Origin of the sequence: Ruminococcus sp. CAG:57 (genome assembly GCF_000435935.1) — a bacterium.
GTDB lineage: Bacteria > Bacillota > Clostridia > Oscillospirales > Ruminococcaceae > Hominimerdicola > Hominimerdicola aceti.
In genome coordinates, this window is record NZ_FR890786.1 from 20977 (window position 1) to 30032 (window position 9056).

General features: G+C 41.9%; 10 protein-coding genes. 2 read left to right on the forward strand and 8 right to left on the reverse strand.

The window, feature by feature from the left end:
* Window positions 1-349 (reverse strand): PIN domain-containing protein (locus tag QVO88_RS10485; RefSeq protein ID WP_288178016.1); only part of this gene is annotated, 349 nt, incomplete at its 3' end.
* Window positions 350-355: 6 nt separating this feature from the next.
* A complete protein-coding gene (locus QVO88_RS10490) occupies window positions 356-1357 on the reverse strand; it encodes an SGNH/GDSL hydrolase family protein (RefSeq protein ID WP_022288415.1) in 1002 nt (333 codons plus the stop codon).
* Window positions 1358-1521: 164 nt separating this feature from the next.
* On the opposite strand from QVO88_RS10490, the gene QVO88_RS10495 reads away from it, so the two are divergent.
* A complete protein-coding gene (locus QVO88_RS10495; RefSeq protein ID WP_022288416.1) occupies window positions 1522-2352 on the forward strand; it encodes an AraC family ligand binding domain-containing protein in 831 nt (276 codons plus the stop codon).
* A gap of 40 nt (window positions 2353-2392) precedes the next feature.
* Here the strand turns inward: QVO88_RS10495 and mnmA are convergent, their stop codons facing one another.
* From mnmA to rnhA, 4 genes are all read right to left on the reverse strand, one after another.
* On the reverse strand, window positions 2393-3463 hold the full coding sequence (mnmA, locus tag QVO88_RS10500; RefSeq protein WP_022288417.1) for a tRNA 2-thiouridine(34) synthase MnmA: 1071 nt from the start codon (window positions 3461-3463) through the stop codon (window positions 2393-2395).
* Window positions 3456-3887 (reverse strand): Fe-S cluster assembly scaffold protein NifU, encoded by a 432-nt coding sequence (gene nifU / locus QVO88_RS10505; protein ID WP_022288418.1) that lies wholly within the window; start codon window positions 3885-3887, stop codon window positions 3456-3458. The genes mnmA and nifU overlap by 8 nt, the downstream gene beginning before the upstream one ends.
* A gap of 12 nt (window positions 3888-3899) precedes the next feature.
* Window positions 3900-5105, reverse strand: a complete 1206-nt coding sequence (gene nifS, locus QVO88_RS10510; RefSeq protein ID WP_022288419.1) for a cysteine desulfurase NifS — start codon at window positions 5103-5105, stop codon at window positions 3900-3902.
* Window positions 5106-5211: 106 nt separating this feature from the next.
* Complete coding sequence (gene rnhA, locus QVO88_RS10515; RefSeq protein WP_022288420.1) at window positions 5212-5649, reverse strand: ribonuclease HI; 438 nt, start codon at window positions 5647-5649, stop codon at window positions 5212-5214.
* A 249-nt stretch (window positions 5650-5898) separates the two neighbouring features.
* On the opposite strand from rnhA, the gene QVO88_RS10520 reads away from it, so the two are divergent.
* Window positions 5899-7314, forward strand: a complete 1416-nt coding sequence (locus QVO88_RS10520; RefSeq protein WP_022288421.1) for an ABC transporter substrate-binding protein — start codon at window positions 5899-5901, stop codon at window positions 7312-7314.
* Between the two features lie 98 nt (window positions 7315-7412).
* Here QVO88_RS10520 and trpA read toward each other — a convergent pair whose 3' ends face one another.
* Together trpA and trpB are read right to left on the reverse strand one after the other, a co-directional pair.
* Complete coding sequence (gene trpA / locus QVO88_RS10525) at window positions 7413-8204, reverse strand: tryptophan synthase subunit alpha (protein WP_022288422.1); 792 nt, start codon at window positions 8202-8204, stop codon at window positions 7413-7415.
* On the reverse strand, window positions 8194-9056 hold an 863-nt coding region (gene trpB / locus QVO88_RS10530; protein WP_288178017.1), incomplete at its 5' end, for a tryptophan synthase subunit beta. The genes trpA and trpB, both read right to left, overlap by 11 nt.

A 9056-nucleotide genomic window follows, 5' to 3' on the forward strand; every position in this document is an offset into this window, starting at 1 on the left:
TGTAGACCATAGCATTTGGACTGTCAACATACTTTCCGTGCCAGAAATCATGAAGAAAGTCAAAACCTCTGTCATTGCTGATAACAAAAATATTCGTATAAGTATCCTTGGCTACCAAATAACCCAGAAGTGTTGAAAGCTGAAAATCCAGGGCATTTTTGCCACCAACATTTACCTTGAAGTATTCAATATCAGCCTTTGATGTAAGGACTTTTTGGTGCATTTCAAAGTTAATGGTATCGGAATTTTCACTGTAAAAAATTATTACGGTATCAGTTTCAGTTAAATTGTCTATGCCTTGAAGTCCTTTGGATTTGACATTTTCAAAGTCTACCAAATAAATTTTCATGTTAATTTATCCTTTCTTTCTGTGTCGAATAAGTGTAGCAGCAGCGATGACTACTATAAGTCCGCCTGTCGCCGTTGCTGTCATAAGTATGGCATTTTTGCCTTTTTCATCGTTCTCACTGCTGTCAGGAACGACCTCCTCATAGGTATAAGTTTTTGTCCTTAACGCCTTGTCTATACAAGAAGCAATAAGTGCATGACCTTTTTTATTAGGGTGTATATCAAAGTCATTTATGTTGGTAAGTTCCTTTCCGTGACCGCTGAATTCACTAAAAACATCTGCCACTATGTATCTCTCATTTTCATCTTCGTCAGTGGAGTGTTCTTTGATAATGTTGTTAAGTTTTGAAATTTTATCCTTCGACATACTCTGGAAAACAGCAGCCGCAGTGAAATTATCCAGCGGGTCATATAGTGTCTGAACAATTATTTCACCCTTACTTTTAGCTTCAACAGCGTTAATTATATCATCTAGAGTGCTCGTAAAATTTTTCAGCGCCTTATCCATATCATCAGACATATCCTTCATATCCATTGCAATGCCAATAATATCCTTGGTTTTATCCATCAAATCAGACAATGTGCTTTTAGAAGTAATGCCCAGATCGTTCATCAAAAAATCTATGAAAAGACCAAGAATGTCATTGCCACCTATGGATATAATAACAGCGTCGCTGTCTGCAAGGTCAGCGTCAAATTCGCCTGAATTAATGCGGTCAAGAAGCTGTTGTGAAGTGTCGCCCACAACAGCAGAGTTCACAAGCTTACAGCCGCCAGCGTTTTTAAGCTCAGCGTCATACTGGTCGTGAAGAAGATTTGCATAAGACGCACAAGAATACCTGTTTTCACTGTAGCCTTCCAGACCATAGCCAGCGGCGATTGAATCCCCAAGCACAAGTATATTAGGCGGAACATTTACTTCATGCTTTATAACTTCAGCGTTACAGGCAAGAGGTGTGGCACATGCCATAACGGTTGCCGTGAAAAAAGCCGTTAATTGTTTTAACATCTTATCATCTCCTATATGAGTATATTAACCTTATTATATAATATATTGTACCACATTCAGGACAATTGTACAACATATTTTTTTGAAATTTCTTGACTTTTTTAGTGTGTTGTGATAATATATAATAAAAGAATATGAAATCAGTTTGGAAAGCGAGATTTATTATGACTGACTATTATTACCCTGTCCTCAGCGATGAAACGAGCCTGCCTTTGTATGTGCTTGGAATCGGTGCGAGAGATAGAGAATTTCATTTTGTAAGAGAAGATGGCTATCCTAATCATCAGATAATATACTGCACTCGTGGTCAGGGTCACATTATATTTGATGGTCATGAGTATGATATAAAGCCGGGGGACGCATTTTATCTGCCGCCTTCTGTTCCGCATGAGTATTATCCTGTTGGTGATATATGGGAAACCCACTGGATAACCTTTGAGGGCAGGGAAGCAATTGAAATGCTCAAGCATATCAAGCTTGAGAAGGCTAAAGTGTTTCACATAAATGATATCAATGCTGTTGATGCCATATTTAAGAAGATACTTTATCTTATGAAGACTAATTACTACTACTGTGGTCACCAGTGTTCGGCATATCTATATCAGTTTCTTATTGAGCTGCACAGAGTCGTAAACCTACAAAATGGTAGTCAGGACGGACAAAAACTCAATCAGCTGCAGCCTGTAATTGATTATATTGATAAGAATTTCAGAAAAGAACTTACACTTGTGGAGCTTGCTGATCTTATTGACCTTTCACCGCAGTATCTTTGCAGACTTTTCAAGGAGTGTCTTAGTCTAAGACCTTTTGAGTATTTAGCAAGAAAGCGTATACAGCAGGCAAAGCTGCTTTTATTGGAGGATAAGCTTAACATCAATGAAATCGCTGCGGAGGTAGGTTATAACGATTGCAGTTATTTTTGTGCGGTGTTCAAAAAGCATGAAATGCTTTCCCCTGCAGAATTTCGTTCTCTTCATAAAAAAGCAGGTAATTAAAAATTTGATGCCCCACGGAAATGGATCCGTGGGGCTTTTTTTATAATATAGTTCCGCCTCCGATAACGTATTCACCGTCATAGAAAACCACTGCCTGTCCCTTTGAGATAGCTTTATGAGGTTCTTTAAAAGTCACGAGTACCTTGCCATCATTCATTGGTGAAACTGTACATTCAGCGTCCTTTTGATGATAACGTGTCTGAGCAGTGCAGGTTATAGGCTCTGTGAGGGTGTCAAACGGAATAAAGTTCACATCTCCTGCCACAAGGCTGTCACTGTATACTTCATCAGCCTTTCCCATAATAAGCCTGTTATGTTCCATATCTTTTGTAACAACGAAAAGCGGTTCGCTATATGAAATGCCTACGCCCTTTCGCTGTCCAATAGTATAGTGTATCAGACCTTTGTGTTTACCAAGCTTTGTGCCGTCAGAAAGAACGATATCTCCCGACTGCTGTTCACCGCAGCGTTTTGTGATAAAGCCTGCGTAATCACCGTCAGGGATAAAGCAGATGTCCTGAGAGTCAGGCTTGTTTGCATTTATAAGTTTGTTTTCTTCTGCGATATCACGGATCTTGTCCTTGTGCATCTCGCCAACAGGAAAGAGAGTGTGTGCTAACTGCTCTTGCGTCATGCTGTAAAGAACATAACTTTGATCCTTTGACCTGTCAGGTGAGCGTTTCAGAAGCCACCTGCCTGAATTTCCGTCATATTCTCTGGCAGCGTAATGCCCTGTAGCTATATAATCAAAGCCCAGCAGCTTTGCACGCTCATAGAATTTTGCGAATTTCAGATGTTTGTTGCACTCGATACACGGGTTAGGCGTGCCGCCTGCCAGATATGTATCAACAAAATTGTCGATAACATAGTGCTTAAAATCATCAGAAAAATTGAATACATGGAAATCAATGCCTAGTTTAAAAGCAACAAAACGTGCGTCCTCTACATCATTGAGAGAACAGCACGTTCTTGTTTTATCCAGACCGATGTCCTCATTGCTGTAGAGCCGCATGGTAGCCCCTGCCACGTCATAACCCTCATCAAGAAGGAGCTTGACCGAAACAGAGCTGTCAACGCCGCCGCTCATTGCCACAAGAACTTTATCAGCCATTGCAGTTCTCACAATCAGGAGCAGACTGCTTACCTACGAACGGAGTTGGATCTATACCCTGTCTTTTATAGTAGTCAGAAACAGCGGCTTTCATTGCTTCCTCCGCAAGAACAGAGCAGTGAAGCTTTGCTGGCGGCAGACCGTCAAGAGCTTCAACAACTGCCTTGTTTGTAAGTTTCAAAGCGTCTTCAAGCTTTTTACCCTTTATCATTTCTGTAGCGATAGAAGATGTAGCAACAGCCGCACCGCAACCAAAAGTCTTGAACTTAACGTCAGTTATGACGCCGTCATTGACCTTGATGTACATTTTCATAATATCTCCGCACTTGGCGTTTCCTACCTCGCCGACACCGTCAGCATCTTCAATCTCGCCGACATTTCTCGGATGCGCGAAATGATCCATTACCTTTTCGCTGTATATCATTTTTTATTCCTCCTAATCAAGTGTATAGTCGTGAATATTCTCAGTTCTGCAAATTCTTTCCCAAAGTGGTGACATACTTCTCAGGTGCTTTACGATAGGTGGAAGAACCTCAAGAATATAATCAACGTCCTCCTCTGTGTTCTCGTCATTGATAGAAAGTCTGAGTGAGCCATGTGCTACTTCGTGTGGCAGACCAAGTGAAAGCAGAACGTGTGACGGGTCAAGTGATCCGCTTGTGCAGGCTGAGCCTGATGAAGCTGCAACTCCCTGAAGGTCAAGTGAAAGCAGCAGGCTCTCGCCCTCTACTCCACGAACAGATATGTTTACATTTCCTGCAAGTCTGTGTTCTGTGTCACCATTGAGCCTTGACTCAGGTATCTTGAGCAGACCCTCGATAAGTCTATCTCTCATCTTTCTAACACGCTCATTCTTTGCAGGGATATCCTTTACAGCATCAGTGATAGCAACGCCGAGAGCCACGATAGAAGGTACGTTCTCGGTACCTGCACGCTTATTTCTCTCCTGTGCTCCACCGTAGATAAGGTTAGGAAGGTTAATGCCTGTTTTTACATAAAGCGCGCCAACGCCCTTTGGAGCGTGGAGCTTATGTCCTGAAAGTGAGAGCATATCAATGTTCATATCTTTAACATTGATGTCAATATTTCCTACAGCCTGAACAGCGTCAGTATGGAACCATACGCCATGTTTGTGGCAAACTTCGCCGATCTCAGCGATAGGCTGTATAGTACCGATCTCGTTGTTAGCTGTCATTATTGTAACAAGGCAGGTATCCTCACGGATAGCGTCCTCGACCTGCTGTGCAGTAACAAGACCTTTGTCACCTACAGGAAGATATGTTACCTCAAAGCCAAGCTTTTCGAGATACTGACAAGTGTGCAGAACTGCATGATGTTCAAAAGCAGTTGTGATGATATGCTTCTTGCCCTTTTTTTCTCCAAGCTGTGCACAGCCTCTTATAGCCCAGTTGTCAGACTCAGAGCCACCAGCAGTGAAATAGATCTCGTTGACCTTCGCACCAAGAGCGTTTGCGACCTGTTCCCTTGCTTTAAGAACGGCTTTTGCACATTCCATTCCCAAAGAATATATACTTGACGGATTTCCGTATAGCTCAGTGAAATAAGGCAGAGCGGCGTCAAGAGCTTTCTGAGATACTCTAGTCGTAGCTGAGTTATCTGCATAGACAAATCTCTTTTCCAATTAAATCATACCTTTCATATATAGATTTCTATTTTATTATATACTAAATTACTACAAAATGCAATAGTTTTCCCTAACTTAATAAAAAATTAATATTTATTTAATTCTATTTATACTGTTTAGAGCCCATTACTGCAAGTTCGTCACAACGTTCGTTTTCCGGATGTCCTGCATGGCCTTTTACCCAGTTGAAATTGACCTTATGCACCTCTAACAAATCAAGAAGCTTTTCCCACAGATCACTGTTTAGAGCCTTTTTCTTGTCCGATTTCACCCAGTTGTTTGCACGCCATTTTTTTGCCCAGCCTTTTGTAACAGCGTCGATTATATACTTTGAGTCGCTGTAAAGCTCTACCTCACATGGCTCTTTCAGTGCTGAAAGAGCAGTGATAACAGCGGTTAGCTCCATGCGGTTATTGGTTGTAGAGGGATCACCGCCCCAAAGTTCTTTTGAATTGCCTTTGTATCTTAGTATAACACCATATCCACCCGGTCCAGGATTTCCAGAGCAAGCACCGTCAGTGAAAATTTCTATTTTCTTCATTTATTTATCTCCGTTTTTGTGATGATTATTATGTAAAACATATTATACTACATTTCTCCCTTTTTTTCAAGTACCTCTCGAGGTTTAATATTTTAATATTTATTACTTTTGAAATGTTCAAATTATACAAATGGCTTGAATGTCTTTGTATAAAATGAGAATTGACTTAAAGGACATTAAGCTTTATAATTGTAGTGTAACATTGGTTATTAAGACAGAAAATCATTTGATTTGGAGGTCAATTATTTTATGAAGATCAAGAAGATTCTTGCATTGGCAGTAGCGCTTACATCTGTTTTTGCAGTTGCAGGTTGCGGCTCCACAGGCGACAGCAGTTCAAAGGTATCAACAGTAAAGAAAGTTAAAGTCGAGGACACACAGGAAATAGAGGCTATCCCTGACGACGCTCAGAAAACTATCCGTTGGATGGGTACATATGACCTTAATCCTGACGAGAAAAAGGGCGAGGATAAGTCCGTTGAGATGACCCTTTTCAACAACAAGGGTGGTAAAGTAGAGTACACAAGAGTAACTGATAGCGAAAAATTTGACCAGCTCGCTAGTGCTATCATGGCTCAGCAGAATGTGCCTGATATCTTCAAGTATGAGTGGATGGCTTTCCCTGCACAGGTGCTTAAGGATATGTATCAGCCGGTTGACGATATTGTGAACTTTGATGATCCGTTGTGGGCTGATGTGAAAACAGCGGCTGATAAGTTCGTTATGGGCGGCAAGCATTATGTTGCTCCTATAAGCTTCACGGTCGGCACGCTTATGATGTACGATCAGGACGTTATCGATGCTGAGGGTCTTGACGATCCATATGAGCTTTATAAGAACAACGAGTGGAATTGGGATAACTGGTATGACATGATGTCGGAGTTTGTTTCAAACGCTCCTGCTGATGTTGAGAGATTTGGTATCAATGGTTGGTTCCAGACACAGGTCATTCAGCAGACCGGTAAAACAATGGTAAACTATGACGGAGAGAAGTTCACAAATAATATAAATGACCCTGATATTGAAAGAGCAGAAGATCTGCTTTATCAGGTAGGTAAGAACAACCTTGTAAACGGCAACTGGCTTGGCAATGCTAAGCAGGCGCTTAAAGACGGCAATCTGCTGTTCTACTGCATGGGTACATGGGCTATGACAGGAAATAACGGACCTTCTGACGCTGACACTTGGAGAGTGGTCCCTGTTCCGTCTGATCCTAACACTGATGAAAAGTACATGACATCTGATATGACGGCATATATGTGGGTAAGAGGTTCAACAGCTAAGGAGGCTGTTAAGTGCTGGTATGAGTGTTGCAGAATGGCTAACACAGATGAAACATATAAGGAAAACGGCAAAGAGAAATTTCTCAACGCTAACCCTAACTGGACAGAGGATATGTATCAGGTGATCGTTGACTGCTCATCTTCTGAGTACAATCAGGTGTTTGACTACGGCTACGGAATTTCTTCCACAATGTCTGACGACAACGCAAATGAGGACGGCAACTGCGTAACAAGAAAGCTTTATGAATACACAAACAAGGCTGACGATAATGGCAAACAATTCTCATGGACAGAGCTGAGAGAATCATACTCCGCAACTGTTGACGCCGAGCTTAAGACTATCAACGATGCTGTTGTTGCATTCAATAAGAAAAATTCATAAGAATACTTTACAAGACTTCGATTTTATCGGGGGCTTGTTTTTGCATAAAAATATGGCTCTGAGAGATACATTTCTCAGAGCCTTTGCTATTGTTATGTTTAGTTGTCCATACCCTCACGAACAGATTTGATAAACTTGCCAATATATTCAGGAGCGTCTTTGCCGTGTTCCTCAACAATTTTAACAACAGCACTTCCCATGATAACGCCGTCAGCGTACTGGGACATTTTCTTTGCCTGCTCAGGATTTGAAATTCCGAAACCTATGCAGCAAGGGCAGTGATTGTTGTTTCGGATAGGTGCAAGCAGCTCGTTAAAGTCTGTTGTTATCTCAGAACGCATACCAGTAACGCCAAGGGAGGATACAACATACAAAAAGCCTTTAGATTTTTCAGCTATCATTTTTACACGCTCGTGTGAAGTCGGTGCAACGAGGAAGATAGTGTAGATACCATTTTTCTCAGCCTCGCCCTCAAGCTCTTCACGTTCTTCAAAAGGCATATCTGGAACGATAACGCCGTCTATCTGTGTTTCTTTGCAAAGCTCAAAGAACTTTGCTGTACCGAACTTGAAGATAGTGTTTATATACATCATCAGAAGCATAGGCTTGTCAGTCTGTGTGCGGAGTTTTCTTACAAGGTCAAATATCTTGTCAAGATTTGTTCCACCACTGAGTGAACGCAGAGAAGCTTTCTGAATAGTCGCACCCTCTGCGATAGGGTCAGAGAACGGCACTCCGATCTCGATAATGTCAGAACCATTCTTATACATTTCAAGAACGCACTTTTCTGTTGTATCCATATCAGGGTCGCCTGCGGTGATAAATGTCACAAGCGCCTTTTTGTTTTCTGCTTTAAGCTTTTCAAAGCAAGCGTCTATCCTATTCTTCATTAAGGTCTACCTCCCTGTATCTTGCTATTGAGTAAACGTCCTTGTCGCCTCTGCCTGAAAGGTTGATGACAAGTATTGAGTCCTTATCCATTGTAGGAGCAATCTTAAGCGCAGCGGCAACTGCGTGTGATGACTCGATAGCAGGGATTATACCTTCTGTTCTTGAAAGGTACTCAAAAGCACAAACTGCTTCTTCATCGGTTATGTCAACATACTGCGCTCTGCCTATAGAGTTAAGATATGCGTGCTCAGGTCCGATACCTGGGTAGTCAAGACCTGCGGAAATTGAGTAAACAGGGTCGATCTGACCATATTCGTTCTGCAAAAAAAGCGATTTCATGCCGTGGAATATACCAAGTGAACCCTTTGCAACAGTTGCTGCATGGTCAGGTGTGTCAATGCCTCTGCCTGCTGCTTCTGCACCAACAAGCTTGACTGACTTGTCTTCGATAAAGTTGTAGAATGCACCCATAGCGTTTGAGCCACCGCCTACGCAGGCAACAACGCAATCAGGCAGTTTGCCTTCCTTTTCCATAAGCTGTGCCTTTATCTCAGCACTGATAACTTTCTGGAAATCCCTTACCATTGTAGGATAAGGGTGAGGTCCCATTACAGAGCCTATGCAGTAGAAAGTTGTGTCGATATTTGATACCCAATCTCTGAAAGCTTCATTGATAGCGTCTTTCAGTGTAGCAGTACCGCTTGCAACGCCTGTTACCTTTGCACCAAGAAGATTCATTCTGTAAACGTTAAGGGATTGTCTTTTCATATCGGTCTCGCCCATGTAGACCTCACATTCCAGACCCATAAGAGCGCAAACTGTAGCGGTAGCAACACCGTGTTGACCGGCAC

Excerpts from the sequence above, each read along its gene's own strand:
- QVO88_RS10495 (WP_022288416.1), top strand. The coding sequence starts at position 1,522 with ATGACTGACTATTATTACCCTGTCCTCAGCGATGAAACGAGCCTGCCT.
- trpA (WP_022288422.1), bottom strand. The coding sequence starts at position 8,204 with ATGAAGAATAGGATAGACGCTTGCTTTGAAAAGCTTAAAGCAGAAAAC.
- QVO88_RS10490 (WP_022288415.1), bottom strand. The coding sequence starts at position 1,357 with ATGTTAAAACAATTAACGGCTTTTTTCACGGCAACCGTTATGGCATGT.
- rnhA (WP_022288420.1), bottom strand. The coding sequence starts at position 5,649 with ATGAAGAAAATAGAAATTTTCACTGACGGTGCTTGCTCTGGAAATCCT.
- nifU (WP_022288418.1), bottom strand. The coding sequence starts at position 3,887 with ATGATATACAGCGAAAAGGTAATGGATCATTTCGCGCATCCGAGAAAT.
- mnmA (WP_022288417.1), bottom strand. The coding sequence starts at position 3,463 with ATGGCTGATAAAGTTCTTGTGGCAATGAGCGGCGGCGTTGACAGCTCT.
- QVO88_RS10520 (WP_022288421.1), top strand. The coding sequence starts at position 5,899 with ATGAAGATCAAGAAGATTCTTGCATTGGCAGTAGCGCTTACATCTGTT.